Raw genomic sequence first — 22290 nt, forward strand, 5'->3', positions numbered from 1 at the left:
AGCCGAGCCGGCGCGACGGCCGGTGGCACGCGGGCGGCGCCGGGGCGGGTGCGTCCGCCGCCCGCGCCGGCGGGCGCTCGGGACGGCCCCTGCCCCGCGCGGCCCCCGTGTGCCGCTTCAGCTCCGCGGCGGCCGTCGGGAGGGTCGCGCGCTCGCGGGGGTCCTTGGTCAGCAGCGCGGTGAGGATCTGCACCAGCGCCCCGGCGTGCCGGAACGGCTCGGGCTCGGACTCGCAGACGGCCCGGCGCAGTGTCCACAGGTTCGAGCCGTTGAAGGGCAGCCGGCCCTCGACGGCCGCGTACAGCGTGGCGCCGAACGCCCACAGGTCCGAAGCGGGGGTCGCCGGCTCGCCGTTCAGTTGCTCGGGGGAGGTGTACGCGGGCGTGCCCAGCAGCCCGCCGGTGGTGGTCAGCCCCGCCGAGGCGTCCGCGATGGCGGCGATGCCGAAGTCGGTGATGACCGCCCGCCGGTCGGTCACCAGGATGTTGTCCGGCTTCAGGTCGCGGTGCACCACGCCCGCGGCGTGCGCCTCGGCCAGCGCTTCGAGGACCTGGACCCCGATCTCCGCCACCCGCGGCACCGGCAGCCGGGTCCGCTCCCGCAGCAGGGCGGCGAGCGAGCCGCCGGCGACGAACTCCATCACGATCACCGGCGCGCCGTCGTGCTCGACGACGTCGTACACCGTGGTGATGCCGGGGTGGTTGAGCCGGGCCGCCGCGCGGGCCTCGACGATCATGCGCCGCAGCAGCCTGTCCCGCTGCCGGTCCCCGACGTCGGCGGCGAAGACGACCTCCTTCACCGCGACCCGTCGGTCCAGCAACTCGTCGCGAGCGCTCCAGACCCGGCCCATGCCGCCCTGCCCCACCGGTTCGTGTAACCGGTACCGACCGGCGATCAGCCGCCCGCGCGCCCCAGCCATGCCTCCATCGTAGGCAGCGGCGGGGATCTTCGCGGGCCGTATCCCGGCCGGTCCCGTAGGAAAAGCCCCGTGGGGAAGGCCCGTGGGAACAGGCCGTCCCGCTACCGCTGCGCCAGCCGGATGTCCATCAGCTGGTCCTCCGTCAGCACCGACTCCGCGGCCGGCGCCTTCGCCCCGACCGGCTCGCCGAACGCGGAGAAGGCCAGGTCGACTTCGGTGCCCTCCGGGTCGGTGATGGTCACCGGGTACGGCTTGCCCTCGGCGGCGATCTTCATGCTGGCCCCGTCGCTGGTCGCGGGGTTCTCGTTCACGTACGACACGACGGCGACGCCCTTGTGCTTCGTCGTCTCCTTCAGCGTCATGTCAGGGCTGAACGACACGACGCTGTCCGTCTCTTCGACGTACGTGTCCAGCGAGCACAGGTCCATGATGGCGGAGCGGGTGTCGGCCCGGGACTCCTCCAGGTACGAGCCCTCGACCTCGGCGATCATCCCGGCGTCGTAGGCGTACTCGGACTCCAGGTAGGCGGCGTCCGGCTTCAGCCAGACGGTGTCGCCGCGCATGACGAACTCGATGCTGCCCCGCTTGTCGTTGCCCGCCTCGCCGACGCAGTCGCCCTTCTTGTCCAACCGCACGTCGACCCGGGAGGGTTCGGCGACCCACACCATCTCGCCGACCGCGCGCACGGACTCGGCGGAGCGCAGTGCCTTGACGGCGTCCGCTTGGGCGGCACCGTCGCCGCCCCCGCCGCCCCCGGCGACGCCCCCGACACCGTCGTCGCCGCCGCGGCCGACGCCCTCGAGCAGCGCCGCCGCCGTCCCGGCCGCCGCGACGGCGCCCCTGTGCCCGCGTATGACCTGCTTCATTACCGACCTTCGTTCACTCTCGACTGCCTTGCGCCCGGGGCGAGTTGGCCAGCCGACCGCCCGGGAAGGCGCACACGTTACCCGCGGGGCGGCGGGCGGCCAAACGCGCGCGGGCCGGCGCCGTCCGCCGCGAGGCGGTCGTGTCGGGACCGTTTACTTCCGTGCTCGGCACACGTAACGTGCGTGTCGCAACGATCACGTTAACGTTCATGTCGAGGCGGGAGCCGAGATGCGTCCAAGAATGCGTGCAATGTCCCCCGTGCTGGTGCCCGGCGTCGCCCTCGCGCTGACGCTGCTCGGCGGCACCCACGCCGGCGCCGCCGGGCAGGACCGGGAGGCCCGCCCCGCGGACGCCGGGCGGGCCGTGGAGGTGCGGGTCGGGACGTACAACGTGTGCGGGCACGGGTGTCTGCCGACCAGGGAGGAGTGCGAGCGCGTCATCGGGCGCGACTGCGGCACCAAGCTGCGGCCGTGGGCCGGAGGGCGGGCCGCGGACGTCGCGGAGGACATCGACGCGGCCGGGCTCGGGGTCGTCGCCACGCAGGAGATCGGCAACAACGCGACGCCCACCCAGCCGGGCGTCGACGTCGAGTCGTTCCGCGCGCCGCTCACCGCCGCGCTCGAAGCGCGCGGGTACGCCGAGGCGCCCGCCGATTACGCCGGGACCCGGCACCCGACGGAGGGCTACCCGCTCAAGTCCGGCGCCGGGCGGTTCACGTACTACGACGCCGCGCGCTACTCGCACCTCGACAGGCGGGGGCGCGCGCTGCCGCACGGCCTGCTGTGGCTGCCGGACTCGACCGAGATCTACGGCAAGACGATGACCTGGAACGTCCTGCGCGAGCGGCGGTCCGGCGCCCGCTTCGCCGTCGTCGACATGCACCTGGAGTACCGGAAGAACGGCGCCACCGACCCCAACGGCTGGACCAAGAACTGGGACGAGGTCCGCTACGCCGACGCCCGCCGCACCGCAGAGGAGCTGACCCGCCGCAACAAGCACACCCGCAACCTGCCCGTCGTCTTCGCCGGCGACATGAACTCCAGCGGCTCCGCCGAGGGCGCCAGCGCCGTCGACGCCTTCGCCGACACCGGCTTCGTCGACGCCTTCGCGGTCGCCGACCGCCGCAGCGGCGAGGAGTACAAGTCGTACAACGGCGGCACGATCCCGCTGCCCCGCGGCGAGAAGATCGACCACCTCTTCGTACGGAAGGGGACGCGGGTCAGCGAGTGGGTGCAGATCCCGCAGACCACTGAGACGAGCGGCGCCCCGGCCGACCTGCTCCGCTCCGACCACAACCTCTCCTACGCCACCATCCGCCTCGTGAAGGGACACCGGTGACGACCGCACCACACCCCGATCCGCGCCTGCTCGACCCGAAGCTGGCGAAGTTCAGCCCGCTGCGCCGCATCCTCGTCCACGACGACTTCACCACCGGGACGCACGGCTGGACCGAGCTGATCGGCAACCACGACCAGCACGGCGACCTCGACACCGTCGACGCGCACATGTCGGACTTCCGGCCGCCGCAGCTCAGCTCGTGCACCTTCTTCGACGTGGGCACGCACGGGGCCATGTCCGGCACGTACGCCCTGAAGGTCGCCACCCGCCCGGTCGCCGGCCACACCGGGGTGGCCATCCGGCGGCTGACGATGTCCGGCCGCGGCCGGGTGCAGTTCGAGACGTACCTCGCGTACAAGGCGGAGGCCGCGTCCGCCGAGAACGGCGCCGCGACCGCGGCCGGCGGCGGGCGGTGGGACGCCAACAACCACCCGTCGGAGCAGCAGTTCGGGGCGTTCACCGTCGCGACCGACATCTGCGACGGCGTGCGCTACCACAACGTCGTGCGCTACCAGAACACCGACCTGGACCACCGCGTGCGGCACCGCTGGATGTACCCCACGGTGCCCGAGCCGACCCCCCGCGAGCACTTCGAGGGCAAGGTCAGGCTGGCGCGGACCGCGGACTTCACCGCCCCCGACCCCGCCGACTGGCGGCAGTTCTCCGCGCCGCAGGACCTCTGCTTCAACGAGGTCCCCACCAAGGTCAACTGGCACTACCTGCGCTGGGTCATCGACACAGCCACCCGCAGCAACGTCGAACTCCAGGTCAACGACGTCGTCCACGACATGTCCGACGTGCCCGTCCCGCCCTACGACGAGGAGTACGGCTCGCTGCAGAACCTCCTCAACTTCTACGTCTCCGTCCGCACCCACACCGACGTGCGCAACTTCCTGTACCTCGACTCCGTGCTCATCTCGGCGGACTGGTGATCACCCCATGACCATGCGACAGTCCTTCACCGCCGTCATCGAGCGCAACGCGACCCTCGCGGGCGAGTTCACCACCGAGCCGTACGAGGCCGCCTGGGCCCGCGAGGCCCGCTGGTTCGTCCGCGTCCTCGGCGCGACGCGGCGCGCCCGCATGCTCATGCGCACCCAGATATCCCCGGACGGCCTGCACTGGTGCGACCTCGACGGCGGTACGGAGCAGTCCGTCGACCCCGGCGAGGGGCCCCTGCACAGCTGGCCCGCGGCGGAGTTCGGCGGCTGGCTGCGGCTGCGCGGCACCGTCGTGGACGGCCCGGACGGCCCGGACGGCCCGGCGGACGCGCTCGCGTCCGTCAAGGTCCTGATCTACCTGGCACTCAAGTCATGACCCGGAGGTGGTGAGATGACCGGGGCGAGCAGAGCGGCCGGCCCTCCGCGGCGGGACTTCCTCGCCATGGCCGGGCTCGGCGCCACGGCGGTGCTGCTGTCCGGCTGCGGCATCGGCCGCGCCGCGCCCCGCGGCGCGCTGCGCGCGGCGTTCGGGCAGCCGGTCACCGACCTGGACCCGTACAACGCCGCGACCGCCGTCGACGAGGCGTCGCTGATCGTCAAGCGGCTGGTCTTCGACACCCTCGTACGGCGCGAGGGCGGCGAACTGGTGCCCGGGCTGGCGACCGAGTGGCGGCGCGAGGGCGACACCCGGTGGGTCTTCACGCTCCGCCGCGGCGTCGTCTTCCACGACGGCAGCCCCGTCACCGCCCGCGACGTGGTCGCCTGCCTGCAGCACACGCGGCAGGTGCCCTCCGCGCAGACCCCGCTGTGGGCGACGGTCACCGGCGCCGAGGCGCCGGACGACCACACGGTGGTCTTCACCACCGAAGGACCGCTCGGCTCGCTCCCGGTCAACCTCACCCTCCTGTTCGTCGTCCCGGCCCGCCTCGTCGCCGACCCGGCGCAGAAACGCAGCCCCGTCGGCTCCGGGCCGTTCCGGGTCACGGACTTCACCCCGTCCACCACCGTCGAGCTGGCGCGGTTCGACGACTACTGGGGCGGGCGGGCGGAGCTGCCGGCCGTCTCCATGCCGTACATCGCGGAGACCTCGACGGCGATCACCGCCCTCCTCGGCGGCGACGTCGACCTGCTCTGGCCGATCCCGCCGGACCAGCTGCCCGAGGTCACCGGGGCGTCCGGCGTGGCCGTCGAGTCCGTCCCCTCCTGGACGTACTACTTCAACTGGTTCAACTGCTCGCGCGCGCCCTTCACCGACCCCGTCGTCCGCCGCGCCCTGTGCCACGCCGTGAACGTGCCGCAGATCGTCGAGTCCCTCTTCGGCCGCGGCGGCAGGGAGATGCGCGCGCCGATCCCCGAGACCGTGGCCGGCTTCGCCCCGCAGGAGCCGTGGGCGTACGACCCGGAGGAGGCGCGGCGCCTGCTGCGGCGCGCCGGGCTGGGGCGGGGGTTCCGCACGACGATGATGTGGTTCGACGCCACCGGGCCGCTCGCGCGGGAGCTGGCGCAGGCGTTGATCTCGGCGTGGGCCGACGTCGGCGTCACCGTCGAGCCGCAGAGCATCGAGAAGGCGATGTGGCTGGAGCGGCTGAACAGCCTCGACTGGGACATGAACCTCCAGACGAACACGGTGACCACCGGCGACGCCGCCTTCACCGTCGGCCGCCTCTACACCTCGGAGGCCGGCCGGCTCGGCTACGCGAACAAGGACCTCGACGCCGTCCTCGCCGCGGCCGCCGCGGCGCCGCGGGGGCCGGAACGCGACGCCCTCTACGGCACGGCCTGCGGCACCATATGGTCGGACGCCGTCGGTCTCTTCCCCGTCACCCTCGTCACCGGGTACGGGCGCGCGAAGGACCTCACCGGCTTCACGCCCGCCGCGAACAACCAGCCCGACCTCGCCGCGGTGGGGCGCCGATGACACCGCTGACACCGCGCCGGAGGAACCCATGACCGCACGCCGCCGACCCACGCTGCGCGACATCGCCGCATCGCTCGACGTCTCGGTCAACACCGTCTCCCGGGCCCTCGCCGACAAGGACGCGGTGAGCCCCGAGACCCGCGAACGCGTCAAGGAGGAGGCGGAGCGCCTCGGTTACGTGCCCAACTCCCTGGCCCGCTCCCTCGTGCTGCGGAACGCCATGACCCTCGGGCTCGTCATCACCAACCCGTCCAACCCCTTCTACGCCCGCCTCATCTCCGCGATCGAGGAGCGCGGCCGCGAACGCGGCTACTCGCTGATGCTGATGGTCACCGAGGACTCCGCCGACAACGAGCGCCGCGCCGCCGAGGAGCTGATGCGCTGGGGCGTCGACGGCGTCCTGGCCATCCCCGTCCAGCACGGCGCGGAGCACTGGCACCGGCTGCGCAAGTCCGGCACGCCCGTCGTGCTGCTCAACCGGCACCTGCCGGAGCTGGACGCCGACGTCGTCGGCGTCGACTACTACGCCGGTGCGCGCGCGGCGACCGAGCACGCGCTGGACGGCGGGGCGCGCGAGCTGTACCTCGTCGAGGAGGACCTGGACATCTCGCCGGTCTCGGAGCGTATCCGCGGCTTCCGCGAGACGCTCGCGGCCCGCGGGGTCGCCGCCCCCGACGACGCGGTGGTGCGCGTGGATCCGGGGGCCGCCCCCGTCGCGGGGCCCGCGCCGGGGCCGGTGTCGGGGCCGTTCGACCCCGGGGCCGCGTACGCCGTCGGCGCGGGCCTCGCCCGGCGGGCGGGGCGCGGCGCCGTGGTCCTCGCGGGCAACGACTACCACGCGCTGGGCCTGTACCGGGCGTTCAGCGAACGCGGGCTGCGCGTCGGCACCGACATCGGCGTCGTCGGCCACGGCGACCACCCCTTCTCCGCGTACCTCGACCCGGCGCTGACCACGGTCCGGCTGCCCGCGCCCGACGTGGGCCGCGCCGGCGTCGACCGGCTGCTGGAGCGCGTGCAGTCCGCGGCGGACGACGCGGACCCGATCCGTACGCTGCTCGCCCCCGAACTCGTCGTACGCGCCTCCGCCGGCCCGCTGCCGCACCCGTCGCGAAGAGGTGGGCGATGATGGGCGCGTTCCTCGCCAAACGGCTCGCGCAGGCCGTCGTGGTCGCCTTCGGGGCGCTGACGCTGGTGTTCGTCATCGTGCGCGTCGTACCCGGAGACCCCGCCAAGCTGATCGTGGGCCCCGACGCCTCCGCCGCCCAGCTGGAGACCGTACGCGCCGACTTCGGCCTCGACGACCCGCTGTGGCGGCAGTACGCCGACCACCTCGCCGGTGTCGTACGCGGCGACCTCGGCGACTCCTGGCGGCTCGGCGGCTCCGCCCTCGGCAACACCCTCGACCGCTTCCCCGCCACCCTGACCCTGTCGCTCGCCGCGCTGCTGCTGACCGTCGCGGTCGGCATCCCGCTGGGCATGCTCTGCGCCCGCCGCCCCGGCAAGCTCCTCGACCTGGTGGTCTCCACCGGCTCGCTGGCCGGCCAGGCGATCCCGTCGTTCTGGCTCGGCATCGTCCTGATCCTGCTCTTCGCCCGGCGGCTGGAATGGCTGCCCGCGACCGTCGACGGCTCGCCCACCGCGGTGCTGCTGCCCGCGTTCACGCTGTCGCTGCCGTTCATCGGCTGGCTCGCGCGGCTGGTGCGCAGCAGCGCGCTGGAGGAGGGCGGCAAGGACTACGCCCGTACGGCCCGCGCGAAGGGCGTGGGCGAGGGGACGATCCAGTACGTGCACGTCGGCCGCAACATCGCGATCCCTGTCGTGACCGTGCTCGGCCTGCTCATGGGCAACTTCATCGCGAACGCCGTCATCATCGAGGTCGTCTTCTCCTGGCCCGGGATCGGCTCGCTGATGGTCGACGCGATCACCAACCGCGACTACGCGGTCGTCGAAGCCGCGATCCTCACCATCACGCTGTCCTACATCGTCCTGAACCTGCTCGTGGACGTCGTCTACTTCGTCATCGACCCCCGCCTCACCCCGGAGGACGCATGAGCGCCGCGACCACGACCACGACCGCGGGCGCCGCCGCCGTCCCGCCCGCCGCCGCCCCGCCCCGCGCCGCGCGGAAGGTGCCGCCGCGCGTGTGGATCGGCGGCGGGGTGCTGGCGCTGTTCGTCCTCGCCGCCGTCGTCGGGCCGCTGCTGCGCCCGTACGACGCGGTGGCCACCGACCTGCCGAACCGGCTGCTGGCGCCGGGGGAGCGCACCGACGCGGGGGACGTCGCCTGGCTGGGCACCGACCAGATGGGCCGCGACCTGCTCGCCAACCTGCTGGCCGGGTCGCGGATCTCGCTGCTGGTCGCCTGCGCGACCATCCTCGTGGGCGGCGCGGCCGGCCTCCTCGTCGGGCTGGTGTCGGGGTACTTCGGCGGCTGGCCGGACACCATCGCCTCGCGCGTCGGCGACATCCAGCTCGCCTTCCCCTCCATCCTCCTGGCGATCGTGCTGGCCGGGGTGCTCGGCCCGTCCGTCACCAACATCGTCATCACCCTGGCGATCACCCGGTGGGTCATCTTCGCGCGCGTCGCCCGCGCGTCGGCGATGGCCACGCGCCGGCTCGGCTTCGTCGACTCGGCGCGGGTGCTGGGCGCCGGCCACCTGCGCATCATGGTCCGCCACGTGCTGCCGTCCTGCTGGCAGCCGCTGCTGGTCGCGGCGACGGTCCAGGTGGGTCTGGTGATGGTGGCGGAGGCGTCGCTGAGCTTCCTCGGCCTCGGCGTGCCGGTGGACACGGCGTCGTGGGGCGCCACGGTCTCCGTCGGCCGCGACTACCTGGGGTCCGCGTGGTGGATCTCCACGATGCCGGCGGCGGCGCTGGCGCTGGTCGTCACGGCGGTGGGCGTGATCGGGGACGGCTTCCGCGACGTGTCCGACCCGCGGTCGCAGATATGAGCGTCGCAGATATGAGCAGGGAGGAGAGCACAGTGTCCGCTACGGCCGGAGAAACGGCCCCGGCCGCACGGTTGCGGGACGTCCACATCGGCTTCGGCGCCGGCCGGGGCGCCGCCCGCCCCGTCGTCCGCGGGGTCGACCTCGACCTCGTACCCGGCCGGGTCACCGCCCTGGTCGGCGAGTCGGGCAGCGGCAAGTCGCTGACGTCGCTGGCCCTCATGGGCCTGCTGCCCGCGGGCGCGCGGGTGGCCGCGGGAACCGTCGAGATCGAGGGCCGGGACACGGCCGGGTTCACCGACGCGCAGTGGCGCGAGCTGCGGGGCGCGCGGGTCGCCATGGTCTTCCAGGACCCGATGGCCGCGCTGAACCCGTCGTTCACCGTGGGCTGGCAGATCGCCGAGACCCTGCGCCGCCGCCGCGGCGCGGGCCGCCGCGCCGCCCGGGAGCGGGCCGTCGAGCTGATGCGGACGGTCGGCATCCCGGACGCCGAGCACAAGTACGGCGCGTACCCGCACGAGTTCTCCGGCGGGATGCGGCAGCGCGCCGTCATCGCCATGGCCCTCACCCTGGACCCCGCGGTCCTCCTCGCCGACGAGCCGACGACGGCCCTCGACGTCACCGTGCAGGCGCAGATCCTGCGGCTGCTCGCCGGGCGGCAGCGGGACGCGGGGATGGCGATGCTGCTCGTCTCGCACGACCTGGGCGTGGTCGCCCGCGTCGCGCAGGACGTGGCGGTGATGTACGCGGGCCGGATCGTCGAGACCGGCGCGCTGGACGACGTCTACACCGCCCCGGCGCACCCGTACACCCGCGGCCTGCTCGACGCCGTCCCCGACCCGGCGCGCCCGGGACGGCTGGTCCCCATCGAAGGCCAGCCGCCGGCACCCGGGTCCCTCCCGGCCGGCTGCGCCTTCGCCCCGCGCTGCCCGTACGCGACGAAGGTGTGCGGGAGCGACGACCCCGCACTCGCGGCCGTCGGCCGGCCGGGCCACCGGGCGGCCTGCCACCACAGCGACCGGGTGCAGGCCGCGGCAACGGAGGCAGCCTCATGAGCACCACGCAGACCAGCAGCCCGCAGCCCAGCCCGGGTCCGCAGCCCCCGGCCGACCCCCTGCTGCACATCCGCGGCCTGCACGCCGGCTACACCGCCCCCGCCCGCGCCGGCCTCGGCCGCCGCCGCGTCGACGCGGTCGCGGGCGTCGACCTGACCGTACGGGCCGGGCAGACGGTCTGCATCGTCGGCGAGTCCGGCTGCGGCAAGTCGACGCTGGCCCGCTCGGTCGTCGGGCTCCTCGAACCCTTCGCCGGCTCGGTCTCCTTCGCCGGCCTGGACCTCGCGACGGCGGGCCGCCGCCAGCGGCGGCGGGTGGCGTACGACCTGCAGATGGTCTTCCAGGACCCGTACACGTCGCTGAACCCGCGGATGCGGGTGGCGGACATCGTCGCCGAGGGCTGGCACATCCACAAGGACGTGGTGCCGGCGGAGAGCCGCGCCGCCGAGGTGGAACGCCTCCTGACGCAGGTGGGCCTCGACGCCTCGTACGCGGCCCGCCGGCTGCACGAGCTGTCGGGAGGGCAGTGCCAGCGGGTCAGCATCGCGCGGGCGCTGGCGCTGCGGCCGAAGCTCATCGTGTGCGACGAGGCGGTCTCGGCCCTGGACGTGTCCGTACGCGCCCAGATCCTCAACCTCCTCGCGGACCTGCAGCGCGAACTGGGCGTCGCGTACCTCTTCATCTCCCACGACCTCGACGTGGTGCGGCACATCGCGGACGAGGTGGCGGTGATGTACCTGGGCACGATCGTGGAACGCGGCACCGCCGCCCAGGTCTTCGAGTCCCCCCGGCACCCGTACACCCGCGCCCTCCTGTCCGCCGCCCCCTCGGTCCACGACCGCCCGGGCACGCCCACGGACGTCCCCCTCACCGGCGAGGTCCCCTCCCCGGCAGCCCCACCCTCGGGCTGCCGCTTCCGCACCCGCTGCCCGCTGGCGGCGGACGTCTGCGCGGAGGAGCCACCGGAGCTGCGCGTACGGGACGGGGCCGCCCACCCGGCGGCGTGCCACTTCGCGGGGGTGGCCCCGTGAGGCCCGACCGGGCACTCCGCGGTGCCTCACTCCGGTGATGCGGTGCGGGTGTCAACCACCACCCCCCACACCTTCTTGCCCACCCCACAAAGCGCGTCAGGATCTCCCGCCCCGGCGGCACACGGGCATGCACAACCGCGTTGGTCATCAGCTCCGAAACCACCACCGAAGCCGGGATCGTCCTTCTCCCCGACGTGAGGGCGAAGCTAACGTGGCTGGAGAGCCGCGCTCTGGTCGGTGCCGCCGGGGCGACAGCGAGGGGGAGGGAACGTGGGGACTCGGCCTACGGATTGGCATGTGCTGGACCTGGATGGCGACCCGACGCCGGGTGATCCGGAGCGGGTGAAGCAACTGGCCCGGGAGCTGCACGATTTCGCCGACGATGTGGCGGACGCGCTGCGGCAGATCAAGGGTATGGCGGGTGAGGACGCCCTCCTGCGGTGGGCGGGGAAGACGGCGAAGGCGTTCCAGGACGAGTTCGAGGACGTTCCGAAGAATCTGAAGAAGCTGCAGCGCTCCTACGACCTTGCGGGCGATGCGCTCGCCGCGTACTGGCCGAAGCTGGAGCGTGCCCAGTCCCTGGCCGACAAGGCGCTGGCCAAGGGCCGGGAGGCGCGTAACGACCTGAGCTCCGCTACCGGTCGGCTGGATTCGGCGAATTCGTGGGTGGAGCGGGCGACGGAGAAGGCGGAGAAGTACGACGAGAAGGAGGGCAAGGACAAGCCCGACGACTCCGAGGTCCGCGCCGCCGCGCGCAACGCCACCGATGCGAAGTCCGCGCAGTCCTCGGCGCAGCGGGCCGTGGACAACGCCGAAGCGGGTCTGGAAGCGGCCAAGAAGATGGCCGCCGACGCCAAGAAGATGCGTGAGGACGCCGCGTCGGAGGCGAAGGACAAGCTGGAGGACGCCTCGGACGCCGGGATCCAGAACCGCAAGTGGTGGGAGAAGGCGGTCGACTGGGTCAAGGACAACTGGGACACCATCGTCAGCGTCTGCAAGGTCATCGTCGCGGTCCTGGGCATCGTCGTCCTGATCATCGGCGGCCCGCTGGCCTGGGTGGTCCTGGCCGCCGCCCTCGTCGTCCTCGCCGACACGCTGATGAAGTACATGAACGGCGAAGCGTCCCTGTGGGACGTCGCCTTCGCCGCCCTCGACTGCATCCCCGGCATGAAGGGCCTCACCTCCCTCGCCAAGCTCGGCAAGGGCCTCAAGGGCGGCCTCGCCGCGGCCAAGACCGGCCTGAAGGGCATGACCGCGGCCGTCAAGGGCCTGGCGCAGGGCATCCGGAAGGGCGCCCGGGGGATGAAAGGGCTGTTCACCTGCGGTGATCCGATCGACATCGCCTCCGGCGACATGGTCATGTCCGAGACCGACGTGTCGCTGCCGGGGATGCTCCCGCTGGTCCTGGAGCGGCATCACCGGACGAGCGTGCGTACCGGCCGGTGGTTCGGTCGCAGTTGGGCCTCGACGCTCGATCAGCGCCTCCGCCTCGATGACACGGGAGTGCGGTACGTCACCGACGACGGGATGGTCCTGCACTACCCGGTGCCCGATCCGGAGGTGCCGGTGCTGCCCGTCGAGGGCCCGCGCTGGCCCCTCACGTGGGACAGCTCGCCGGGCGGGCTGATCTCGGTGACGCGCGCCGATACGGAACTGACCGCGCACTTCCAGCCGGTGCCCGGGGGCGAGCCCGGTGACCTGCCACTTCGTGCGCTCACCGATCGTAACGGCAATCGCATCACCGTCGCCTACGATGACGACGCCTCTCCCACCGCGGTCGTGCACGAGGGCGGTTACACGGTCGACGTCACCACCGCCGACGGCCGGATCACGGCCCTGCGTCTGCGCGACGCTCCGGACGCCCCCGCGCTCGTCCGGTTCGGTTACGACTCCGACGGTGACCTCACCGAGGTCGTGAACTCCTCCGGCCACCCGCTCACGTACGCCTACGACGACCGCCACAGGATCACGGCGTGGCGGGACCGGATCGGGTACTGGTACACGTACGAGTACGACGACCGCGGACGCTGCACGGCAACGCAGGGGACGGACGGGTTCCTCGACTACGCGTACGCGTATGACGAGGACGCCCGGCTGACCACGGTGACGAACTCGCTGGGCAAGGTGAGCCGTTACCAGTTCAACGACGCCTACCAGCTGGTCGCCGAGACCGACCCGCTGGGGAACGTGACCAGGCGCGAGTGGGACCGCTACGACCGCCTCGTCAGCCTGACGGACCCGCTCGGGCGCACCACGTCGTACGCGTACGACCACGAAGGCAACGTCACCGAGGTCACCCACCCCGACGGCAGCGTCGCCCGGGCGACCTACGCCGGGCCCGGGCTGCCGGAGCGGATCGTCGAGGCCGACGGCGGCGAATGGCGTTACACGTACGACGACGCCGGGAACCTCGTCGCCGAGACCGACCCGCTCGACGCGGTCTCGACCTCCGAGTACCACCCCTCGGGTGCCCTCCGCGCCGTCACGGACGCCCAGGGCCACCGCCGGCACGTCGAGGTGAACGGCCTGGGGCTGCCGGTCCGGATCACGGATCCCGGGGGCAGCGTGACGACCGTCGAGTACGACCCCTTCGGCCGCATCAGCGCGGTCACCGAACCGGGCGGCGCCCGCACGGAGACGGCATGGACCCTGGAGGGTCTGCCCGCCCGGCGGCGCTGGGCCACGGGGGAGACGGAGGAGTGGGCGTACGACGCCGAGGGCAATCTGGTCGACCACGTGGACGCGAACGGGGCCAGGACGCGCACGGAGATCGGGCCGTTCGGGGTCACCACCGCCGTGACCAACCATCTCGGCGAGCGGACCGTGATCGAGTACGACACGGAGACCGCGATCCGGCGGGTCGTCAACCCGCTCGGGCAGTCGTGGGAGTACCGCTACGACGACGCGTCCCGCCTGATCGCCGAGACGGACTACAACGGCCGGTCGCTCACCTACCGCTACGACGCCGCCGGGGATGTCGTCGCGCACGTCAACGGCGCCGGACAGCAGACGGAGTTCGTCAGGGACGCGGGCGGCGCCACCGTCGAGAAACGCGCCCCCGACGGCGTGAGCCGCTTCGCCTACGACGCCGCGGGACGACTCGTCCGCGCGTCGAACCGGCACGCGGAGATCGGTTTCGTCTACGACCGGTGCGGGCGCCTGCTGGCCGAGGAGTGCAACGGCCGGACGGTGGCCAGCACCTACGACGCCGTGGGCCGGCGCCTGCGCAGGGTCACCCCCTCCGGCGCCGTTTCCGACTGGTCGTGGACCCCCGAGGGCCGGGTCGCCGCACTCACCACCGCCGGGACGACCGTCGCGTTCCGCCACGACGCCCTCGGCAACGAGATCGAGCGGCGCGTCGGCCCGACGGCCGTGCTCCGGCAGGCGTGGGACCGGGGCAGGCGGCTCGTGTCGCAGGCGCTGGTGCAGGACGGCGGCACACCGCGGCGGGAGTTCCGCTACCGGGGAGCCGGCCGGATGACCGGTGCGGGTGCGGCCGAGTTGACGCTCGACGGCCTCGGCCGGGTCACCGCGCTCGCCTCGGCGGAGCACAGCGAGCGCTACGCGTACGACCCGCTGGGCAACCTCACCACGGCCCAGGTCCGCGCCGGTGACCGGCTCTCGGACTCCGCAGAGGACGCCTCTCTCACGTACACCGGCACCCTGCTGCGCACCGCCGGGCGCCGCAGGTACGAGCACGACGGCCAAGGCCGTCTGGTCCGCAAGAGCGTGCGCACGCTGTCGGGCAAGCTCAGGGAGTGGACGTACGAGTGGGACGCCGAGGACCGGCTTCTCGCCCTCACCTGTCCGGACGGAGCCGTGTGGGAGTACGCGTACGACCCGCTCGGCCGCCGGATCGGCAAACGCCGCCGGGACGGTTCGGTGACCACCCAGGAGACCGTCTTCGCCTGGGACGGCTCGCGACTGGCCGAGGAGACCTCGGGCGGCCGGGTGACGACCTGGGACTGGGAACCCGGGGCCGACCGGCCGCTCACCCAGGTGGAAGGTCCGGCCGAACCCGGCCCGGAACCCGCCCGGGAACTCGGCCAGGAGGAGGTGGACCGCCGCTTCTACGCCATCGTCACCGATCTCGCCGGCACCCCCACCTCGCTGCTTGACCGCGAGGGCGCGGTCGTGTGGGAACGGCGGGCCACGCTGTGGGGCCGACGGCTGGCGGGCGGCACCGCCGCCGCCCCGGCGCCGGCCGTGCACTGCCCGCTCGACTTCCCCGGGCAGTACCGCGATACGGAGTCCGGGCTCCACTACAACAACCAGCGCTACTACGACCCCGAGACCTCGCGCTACCTCAGCCCCGACCCGCTCGGCCTCGACCCGGCCCCGAACCACCACGGCTACGTCGCCAACCCGTTGACCGAGGTCGATCCCCTGGGCCTGACGCCCTGCAAGGTGGTGGTCCGCCACTTCACCAGCAAGCAGAGCTATCAAAAGATCATGAGCGGTGGCGGCAAGGACGCCATTTTCCTCAAGGCCGGCTCCCCGGCGAAGGGGCACCCGACCGGTGTCTACGTGACCCCGATGAGCCCGGCGGACATCCTGAAGAAACCGGGCGGCTTCAAGTCGTTCCTCGGCCTCACGAAGGAAAAGTCGGAGTACATGATCGAGTTCGAAATGGACAAGGCCCTCTTCAAGGCGATCAGGGGCGATCGGGGCAAGCACGTATGGTACAGCCCGGATGATCTCAATATCCCCAAGAGCGCGATCTCCTATCACGGACCCACCTCTGGCTGGACCCCCTAGAACGGCATCGCAACAGGAGCAACCGTGGACCTGACCGGATACCCCACCGACTTCGTCGCGGACCTCGGTTTCCCCGAGGCCGCGCGGAGGTTCCTCGTGCGCCGGACGCGCCGCTGGCCGCGGCTCTCCCTGAACGGGGAGCGTCTGGACGACGCGGCGCTGGACGGCTGGCGGCTGCCGGAGGAGCCGGACGCGTCCGAGTCGAACATCCTCGGCTTCGCGCGCGACGCCGCGATGGAGCAGCACTGGGAAGACGAGGGGTACGCGCTGGACGACACCCGCGAGGGGCCTTTCACCCTCTTCTACTCGCGCTACCGCCAGCCGCTGACGGCCGCCTCCGTCACCGGCGTGTCCGGGGTGCCGGAGTCGGTCGCCGAGTCGGTCGAGTCCATCGGCCTCATGCTCACCGGCTTCTTCGTGGTCACCCTCCTCACCCCCGACGACCCGGCCACCGACCCCTTCTCCGGCACCGTCCTCCGCGACCTGCGCGAGAGCTTCGCTTCGTGACGTCGGGGGCGGCGCGGTTCCGCGCGCCCGGACCGGGCCACCGTCAGCCGATCTGGTCGCACACGTCGGTGAGCTTCTGCTCGCCCACCCACGTCACCGTCCGCTGCCCGTCGACGGCGAACTCGAAGGTGCACACCCCGTCGACCACGTACTCGCCGCGCGGCAGGTTCCCCTGGCCCGCCAGGAAGCCGACGAGGAACGGGCCGGTGGCGTAGTAGGTGTGCGCGCCGTCCGGTTCGTAGCGCGCGACGGAGCGGCCGCCGGCGTCGGCGACCCAGGACGCGCCGGTTTCGAGGTTGGTGACGCGGACGAGGAGGGCCCCCTTGTACAGCTCCGTCTTCGGGGAGCCGTCGGGGTAGGTGGCGACGGTCTTGACCATGACCTCGTCGAGGACCGGTTCGGTGCGGAAGGCGAAGTCGCAGCGCTCGCCGGCGGGGTAGTCCACCGGCGGGTACGTGACGGGGCGCCAGCCCGCGTCGCCCCCGCCGCCGTCGGCGGCCGACGCCGCCGGGGCGGCGAGGGCGGCGGTCAGGCAGAGCGCTGCGGCGGTGGCTGCGGCGTAACGGCGCATGGCTGTGGGCTCCTTCGGCTCGGGTGGTGGTGCCGGTGCGCGAGCCTGGCCCCGCCGCCTCACCATCCGCTCACCATGCGCTCACCGCGACCGTACGCTGCCCTCGTGTTGGAGTTCCGCCTGCTCGGCCCCTTCGAGGCGGTACGCGACGGCGCCCCCGCCCCGCTCAGCCGGCGGCGCCAGGAGCGGCTGCTGCTGGCGGTGCTGCTGCCCGCCCCGGGGCGCGTCGTGGCGGCGGACCGGCTGGCGGACCTGCTGTGGGACGGCGGTGGCGGCGGCCGGGGCGACCGCGGACGCGGCGCCCTGCACACGTACGTCAGCCGGCTGCGGGCCGTGCTCCGGCCGTACGGGGTGCGCATCGCCGACCGCGGCGACGGCTACGCCGTCGAGCCCGGCGACTGGCGCATGGACGCCGCCGAGTTCGCCGAGCGCGCCCGCGCAGCCGCCGCCCTGCGCGACCCCGCCGAGCGGCTGCGCCGTACCGAGGAGGCCCTCGCCCTGTGGCGCGGCGAACTCCTCGACGGGCTCGCGGACGGCGAACTCCGCGCCCGGCTCGGCGCGGAGCTGGCCGAACTGCGGCTCGGTGCGCTGGAGCAGCGCGCCGAGGACCGGCTGCACACCGGCCTCGACGGCCACCCCCGCACCCCCGGCCGGATACGGGCCGACGGCGGGCCGCTGGCCGCCGAACTGCGCCCGCTGGTCGAGCGGTACCCGCTGCGCGAACGCCTGGTGGCGGCCCTGACGACGGCGCTGTACCGGGCCGGCCGGCAGGCGGAGGCCCTCGACCTGTACCGCACCACCCGCCTCGCCCTGGACGCGGAGCTGGGCGTCGCCCCCGGCCCCGCCCTGCGCGACGTGTACGAGAAGGTGCTGATCGCCGACCCGGCGCTCGACGAACCGCCGCTGCCCGCCTACGCGGTACGGGTCCGGGGCGTCCGGCTGCCGCTGCACACCAGCGGCCACCCCGCGCTGGAGTTCTGCAACACCTGGGCCGGCTGGGACGGCGCCCGCCGCACCGGCGCGGAGTGGCTGACCGGCTACCGGGCGCTGGCGGTGTGGGCTGGCCACCTCGGCCTGGTCGAGGACTGGCTGGTCACCCGGCTCCTCAAGCAGGCCGAACAGCGGCCCGCCGCCGCCCGGGAGGCGCTGGCGGAGGCCCGCGAGCTGCGTACCGCGGTACACGACTGCCTCGTCGCCCCGGCCGACCGCCGCGCCTTCACGCACGTCGCGCGCGCCGCGGAGGCCGCCGCGCGGGCGGCGGAGTTCGTCCGCGACGAGGACGGCCCGGGCCGCTGGCGCCTGCCCGCCGCGACGGGCCTGCGCCTCCCGGTCCTCGCGGTCGCCCGCAGCACCGCCGACCTCCTCGCCGACCCCCGGCGCTTCACGGTCACCTCGTGCCCGTCGCCCGACTGCGGCTGGCTGTTCCTCGACGCCCCGGGCCGCCGCCGGTGGTGCTCGCTGGGCACCTGCGCGGCCCGGGAGAGCACGGACTGCTGGGGTGACGGCCCGGCGGCCGCGCTGTCAGCAGGTGCGCCCGTAGGAAATGCCGGGCAGATGTGCCTGCCACTCCTCGGGCGAGAGCCCTTCGCCGACCCGGCGGCATACGTCGCGGGCCGCGTGCTGCGGGGTGATCTCGTACCGCCGCGGGGAGGTGTGCTCGGCTGCCGCGTATACCGCGCTGCCGTCCGGGGTGAAGGCCAGCGCCTGTACGGAGTCTCCCGGGGTGCGGAGGGGGGCGCCGAGGGGGCGGTGGGAGACGGTGTCCCAGAGCTGGAGCGCACCGTCGGAGGGTGCGACCGCCAGCGTTCGGCCGTCGGGGGAGAAGGCCAGTGCCGTGACGTACGGGGACGTGGCCTCGCCCGCGGGGGCGAACACGCCGAGGCGTTGTTCGAGGTCACCGTCCCAGAGCACGGTCCTGCCGGAGGCGTCACCGGCGGCCAGGTACGCACCGTCCTGGCTGAACGCGAGTGCCGTGGTCTGGCCCGGGCTCAGGGCACCGGGCGGTTTCATTCCGCGGGGCAGGGTGGCCACGAGGCCACTGGAGGTGATGAGCAGGCGTTCGTCGGGGCGGAGGGCCAGGCGGCCGTTGATGGCGGGAAAGGTGCGCACCAGGCGGTGTCGGCGCACGTCCCAGACGTGTGTCTCACCCATGCCCGGAACCTGTGAGGTCAGCAGTGAAGCGTCGTCCGGGCCGAACGCCACGTCGACCACCGACGGGTCGGAGCGGTTCTTCTGAAAGTCAGGTGAGGCTGTCGTGCGACGCTCGGGGATGTTCCACAGCGACACGTGGAGGGGGGACCCGGGTGCCAGCAGACCTTCGCTGACACCGTAGGCAAGGGTGTCGCCGTCGGAGCTGAAAGCCATCAGCACGTCGCAATAAGGCTCGAAGGGCGGGCTGGCCCGGCACGGCATCTTCGGCAGAGCGACGCTCTTTCCGGTGCGGATGTTTCTGAGCCGGAACCGGGCATAGCTGCCCTTCTCCACGATCTGCGCCGTGACGAGGTGGTTCCCGTCAGGGCTGAAGGCGGACTTGTCGACGCCTTCCTGCCAGCCGGCGGTAAGGCTTTCGCGAAGAGTGAGGGTGTGCACAACGGTCCCCCAGTCACCCTCCGGGCCCCCGAGATAGCGAATCCAGCCGTCCTTCGGGGAGATGCGGATGTCGCTGACCGACTCGCCGAGAACGGAGTAGCGGTGGACCGGAGCATCGGGTTGTTCCGTCCGCCACAGCACGATCTCGGCTTCGTCAAATGCCGCGACGAATTCCCCGTCCTTGCTGAAGCCGATGCTCTCCACGCCGTCGTGGGTGACGGACGCCACTTCGGTACCTGACGCAATTTCCCATATCCGGATCCCCTTTCCGGTGACCAGCGCCAGCCGGCGGCCGTCCGCTGTGAACTGCACGCGCCCGCTGAGACACTGCTGTTCCGACACCTTGGGGGCCCAGGGCGCGGCGCGCCTCCGGCGCTCGGCGACGTCCCACACCTCCAGGTGCTTCCCCGGGGTGCACAGAGCAACGAAGCGGTCGTCGGCGCTGACCGTGACATCCGGCAGCGACCGCTTCAGCAGGGAGTGCCGGTTCTGCATGCCCAGCAGGTTTTGGCGGCCGGAGGTCCGGCGTACCGCGGGGTCCTTCTCCTGAGGGTCGTGCGCCCTGTGGAGTTCAAGCAGGACGTGCCGGGAGTCCGTATCCCACAGCCGGATCCGGTACGCGGATCCGGTGTCGTGGTAAGTGACCAGGCTGTGGCCGCTCGGGCCCGTCTCCACACCGGCGCTGGCGGATCCCAGCGGGGCACCGGTCCGTCTGCCCGTGGTGAGGTCCAGCAGACCGATCTTCCGCCAGTTGTCGGAGTCCCGCAGGGCCAGCCGGCGCGTGTCGGCCGTCAGCGCCCCCACGTCCTGCAGCCGCCCGCCCAGTCCGGGCAGCGACGACGTCTTCTGGTGCGTGTCCACGTCCCATCTGGCGACCTCCTCCGCTCCGGCACTGATCAACGTGCGGCCATCGGCGCTCAGATGGCGCATCGTGCCGACGTCGCCGTTGGGGTCGGCGAAGGCGTCCTGCTCCGGCTGTGCCGCGGCGGCCAGGAGGGCGGAGCGGGTCTCGGGCAGGTCGGCGGTGTGCCAGGCGGCGAGGCTGAGCCGCATGGCGGTCTGCGGGTCGGAGGCGCGCAGGCTGTCGGCGACGCCGGCGACGCGGCGGGCTTCGGTCTCGACGCGTCGGCGCTCGGCGTCCCGGCTCTGCTGCCAGGCGACCAGCGCGGCGACCAGGCTCAGCACCAGCAGGACGGAGAGGGCGGCCCGGCGGCCGCGGCGCTGCCGGCCCTCGCGGCGCTGGACGGCGAGGCTGCTGTCCAGGAACTCGCGTTCCGGCGGGGCGAGGTCGTCGCGGTCGTCGCGGTTGCCCGTGCCGAAGTGCTCCTGCGCGGTGGACAGCCGCAGGCCCCGGTACAGCGCGCCGGGGTCGCGGTCCAGCGACTGCCAGGTGTGGGCGGCCTCGGTCAGGTGCCGTTGGGCGCGCAGCCGGTCGCGGTCGTCGTCGATCCACTGCCGTAGCCGGGGCCAGCCGGTGAGCACGGCCTCGTGGGCGAGGTTGACGGTGTCGTCGTCGAGGGTGATCAGGCGGGCGCGGGCGAGCCGGTCGAGGACGGCGGCGGTGGCGGCGGTGTCGCCGGGGCCGAGCGTGGCGAGTTCGCCGCGGGCCGCCGGGCGCCGGGTGTCGGGGCCGCCCTGGCCGGGGGCGACCAGGCGCAGCAGGATGCGGCGGGCCGTTTCGGCCTGGTCGGCGGACAGGCGCCGGTAGAGGTCTTCGGCGGTGTGGGCGAGGGCGCCGTGGATGCCGCCGGCGGCGTCGTAGGCGGCCTCCGTCAGGACCCGGCCCCGGCGGCGGCGCCAGGTCTCCAGCAGGGCGTGGGAGAGCAGCGGCAGCCCGCCGGGCTCGTCGGCGACCTCCTTGATGATCCGGGCGGTCAGCGTGCGCTCCACCACCAGGCCGACGAGCGCCGCGGGCCTGACGACGACCTCGCGCAACTCCCTGAAGCTCATGGGCGCGACCAGCAGCGTGGCGTCGGGCAGGGCCTTGGCCAGGGCGCGGTGCTGGGCCAGCCGGACGTAGAAGTCGCCGCGGACGGCGATCACGACGCGCAGCCCGTGCGCGGGCCGGGCGGCGGCGCACAGCAGGTCGAGGAAGCGGGTGCGTTCGGCGCGGTCCGTACACAGGGTGAAGACCTCTTCGAACTGGTCCACCACGATGACCGTGCCGGCCGGGGCGGCCCCCGGGTCGAGGACGTCCGCGTGGGTACGTGCCGGGTGCGGGCCGGGGGTGAGGATCCGGATCGCCGCCGGCCGTTCCCGCGCCGGCTCCGCCTGCCGCAGCCGGGGGATCAGGCCGGCGCGCAGCAGGGAGGACTTGCCGCTGCCCGACGGCCCGGTCACCACCACCAGGTGCTTGCCGCCGACCAGCTCGACCAGCTGCCCGGCGAGCCGGTCCCGGCCGAAGAAGCGGTCGTGGTCGCCGGTGTCGAAGCGGGCCAGCCCCAGGTAGGGCGGTCTCGCGCCGTCGTCGTCGGAGTGGGCCTCCCCGGCGACCTCCTCCGCGGCCTCGTGCCAGCGCCGCTCCCACTCCTCCCGGTCGCCGCCGCAGGCGTCGACGTACGCCAGGGTGACCGCCAGCGACGGCAGCCGGTCGCCGGAGGCGGCCTGCGCGAGCGTGGCCGCCGAGTAGTGCACCCGTGCGGCCAGCTCCCGGTACGTGACCCCGCCGGCCTTCCGGCGCACCTCGCGCAACTCGCACGCGAAGCGCGCCACCGGCCCGTCCGCCGGATCCAGCGGTCGCTCACGACGTCCCATACCCGCCTCCCCCGTAGCGCGGTGTATCCCCCCGGGGACGCTACGAACGCCCGTGGCCCGCAGGCAAGGCGATGCCCGGCCAACCACGGCCAGG

At 73.3% G+C, this 22290-nt stretch carries 15 protein-coding genes and 1 pseudogene; 12 read left to right on the plus strand and 4 right to left on the minus strand.

Annotation, left to right across the window (positions count from 1 at the left end):
* Together ABD317_RS11475 and ABD317_RS11480 are read right to left on the minus strand one after the other, a co-directional pair.
* Nucleotides 1–919: serine/threonine-protein kinase (locus ABD317_RS11475; RefSeq protein ID WP_344289678.1), on the minus strand; the 919-nt coding region annotated here is incomplete at its 3' end.
* Between the two features lie 101 nt (nt 920–1020).
* On the minus strand, nt 1021–1785 hold the full coding sequence (locus tag ABD317_RS11480; protein ID WP_344289679.1) for a hypothetical protein: 765 nt from the start codon (nt 1783–1785) through the stop codon (nt 1021–1023).
* Nucleotides 1786–2035: 250 nt separating this feature from the next.
* On the opposite strand from ABD317_RS11480, the gene ABD317_RS11485 reads away from it, so the two are divergent.
* The 11 genes from ABD317_RS11485 (at nt 2036) to ABD317_RS11535 (ending at nt 16282) form a co-directional block, all read left to right on the plus strand.
* Complete coding sequence (locus ABD317_RS11485; protein WP_344289680.1) at nt 2036–3124, plus strand: exonuclease/endonuclease/phosphatase family protein; 1089 nt, start codon at nt 2036–2038, stop codon at nt 3122–3124.
* A complete protein-coding gene (locus ABD317_RS11490) occupies nt 3121–4056 on the plus strand; it encodes a DUF6772 family protein (protein ID WP_027755058.1) in 936 nt (311 codons plus the stop codon). The genes ABD317_RS11485 and ABD317_RS11490 overlap by 4 nt, the downstream gene beginning before the upstream one ends.
* Nucleotides 4057–4063: 7 nt before the next feature.
* Nucleotides 4064–4441: a hypothetical protein gene (locus ABD317_RS11495; protein WP_344289681.1), complete on the plus strand. Its 378-nt coding sequence runs from the start codon at nt 4064–4066 to the stop codon at nt 4439–4441.
* Nucleotides 4442–4456: 15 nt separating this feature from the next.
* Nucleotides 4457–5983: an ABC transporter substrate-binding protein gene (locus tag ABD317_RS11500; RefSeq protein ID WP_344289682.1), complete on the plus strand. Its 1527-nt coding sequence runs from the start codon at nt 4457–4459 to the stop codon at nt 5981–5983.
* A gap of 28 nt (nt 5984–6011) precedes the next feature.
* A complete protein-coding gene (locus ABD317_RS11505; RefSeq protein ID WP_344289683.1) occupies nt 6012–7109 on the plus strand; it encodes a LacI family DNA-binding transcriptional regulator in 1098 nt (365 codons plus the stop codon).
* Nucleotides 7106–8035: an ABC transporter permease gene (locus ABD317_RS11510; protein WP_234020073.1), complete on the plus strand. Its 930-nt coding sequence runs from the start codon at nt 7106–7108 to the stop codon at nt 8033–8035. Before ABD317_RS11505 ends, ABD317_RS11510 begins: the two co-directional genes overlap by 4 nt.
* Nucleotides 8032–8934 (plus strand): ABC transporter permease, encoded by a 903-nt coding sequence (locus ABD317_RS11515; RefSeq protein ID WP_344289684.1) that lies wholly within the window; start codon nt 8032–8034, stop codon nt 8932–8934. Before ABD317_RS11510 ends, ABD317_RS11515 begins: the two co-directional genes overlap by 4 nt.
* Before the next feature lie 32 nt (nt 8935–8966).
* Nucleotides 8967–9986, plus strand: coding sequence for an ABC transporter ATP-binding protein (locus tag ABD317_RS11520; RefSeq protein WP_344289685.1), 1020 nt, complete (start codon nt 8967–8969; stop codon nt 9984–9986).
* Nucleotides 9983–11017 (plus strand): ABC transporter ATP-binding protein, encoded by a 1035-nt coding sequence (locus tag ABD317_RS11525; protein ID WP_344289686.1) that lies wholly within the window; start codon nt 9983–9985, stop codon nt 11015–11017. The genes ABD317_RS11520 and ABD317_RS11525 overlap by 4 nt, the downstream gene beginning before the upstream one ends.
* Before the next feature lie 297 nt (nt 11018–11314).
* Nucleotides 11315–15775: a DUF6531 domain-containing protein gene (locus ABD317_RS11530; RefSeq protein WP_344289687.1), complete on the plus strand. Its 4461-nt coding sequence runs from the start codon at nt 11315–11317 to the stop codon at nt 15773–15775.
* A 24-nt stretch (nt 15776–15799) separates the two neighbouring features.
* Entirely contained in the window at nt 15800–16282 is a 483-nt protein-coding gene (locus ABD317_RS11535) for a hypothetical protein (protein WP_344289688.1), read from the plus strand.
* Between the two features lie 43 nt (nt 16283–16325).
* Here the strand turns inward: ABD317_RS11535 and ABD317_RS11540 are convergent, their stop codons facing one another.
* Complete coding sequence (locus ABD317_RS11540; protein WP_344289689.1) at nt 16326–16853, minus strand: hypothetical protein; 528 nt, start codon at nt 16851–16853, stop codon at nt 16326–16328.
* Between the two features lie 405 nt (nt 16854–17258).
* Here ABD317_RS11540 and ABD317_RS11545 point away from each other — a divergent pair.
* A pseudogene (locus tag ABD317_RS11545) lies at nt 17259–18326 on the plus strand (BTAD domain-containing putative transcriptional regulator); the annotation flags it as partial.
* Nucleotides 18327–18374: 48 nt separating this feature from the next.
* Here the strand turns inward: ABD317_RS11545 and ABD317_RS11550 are convergent.
* Nucleotides 18375–22196: an nSTAND1 domain-containing NTPase gene (locus tag ABD317_RS11550; protein WP_344289690.1), complete on the minus strand. Its 3822-nt coding sequence runs from the start codon at nt 22194–22196 to the stop codon at nt 18375–18377.
* Between the last annotated feature and the right edge of the window lie 94 nt (nt 22197–22290).

It is taken from the genome of Streptomyces synnematoformans, assembly GCF_039531005.1.
GTDB lineage: Bacteria > Actinomycetota > Actinomycetes > Streptomycetales > Streptomycetaceae > Streptomyces > Streptomyces synnematoformans.

Excerpts from the sequence above, each read along its gene's own strand:
- ABD317_RS11480 (WP_344289679.1), bottom strand. The coding sequence starts at position 1,785 with ATGAAGCAGGTCATACGCGGGCACAGGGGCGCCGTCGCGGCGGCCGGG.
- ABD317_RS11485 (WP_344289680.1), top strand. The coding sequence starts at position 2,036 with ATGTCCCCCGTGCTGGTGCCCGGCGTCGCCCTCGCGCTGACGCTGCTC.
- ABD317_RS11495 (WP_344289681.1), top strand. The coding sequence starts at position 4,064 with ATGACCATGCGACAGTCCTTCACCGCCGTCATCGAGCGCAACGCGACC.
- ABD317_RS11500 (WP_344289682.1), top strand. The coding sequence starts at position 4,457 with ATGACCGGGGCGAGCAGAGCGGCCGGCCCTCCGCGGCGGGACTTCCTC.
- ABD317_RS11505 (WP_344289683.1), top strand. The coding sequence starts at position 6,012 with ATGACCGCACGCCGCCGACCCACGCTGCGCGACATCGCCGCATCGCTC.
- ABD317_RS11510 (WP_234020073.1), top strand. The coding sequence starts at position 7,106 with ATGATGGGCGCGTTCCTCGCCAAACGGCTCGCGCAGGCCGTCGTGGTC.
- ABD317_RS11515 (WP_344289684.1), top strand. The coding sequence starts at position 8,032 with ATGAGCGCCGCGACCACGACCACGACCGCGGGCGCCGCCGCCGTCCCG.
- ABD317_RS11525 (WP_344289686.1), top strand. The coding sequence starts at position 9,983 with ATGAGCACCACGCAGACCAGCAGCCCGCAGCCCAGCCCGGGTCCGCAG.
- ABD317_RS11540 (WP_344289689.1), bottom strand. The coding sequence starts at position 16,853 with ATGCGCCGTTACGCCGCAGCCACCGCCGCAGCGCTCTGCCTGACCGCC.
- ABD317_RS11550 (WP_344289690.1), bottom strand. The coding sequence starts at position 22,196 with ATGGGACGTCGTGAGCGACCGCTGGATCCGGCGGACGGGCCGGTGGCG.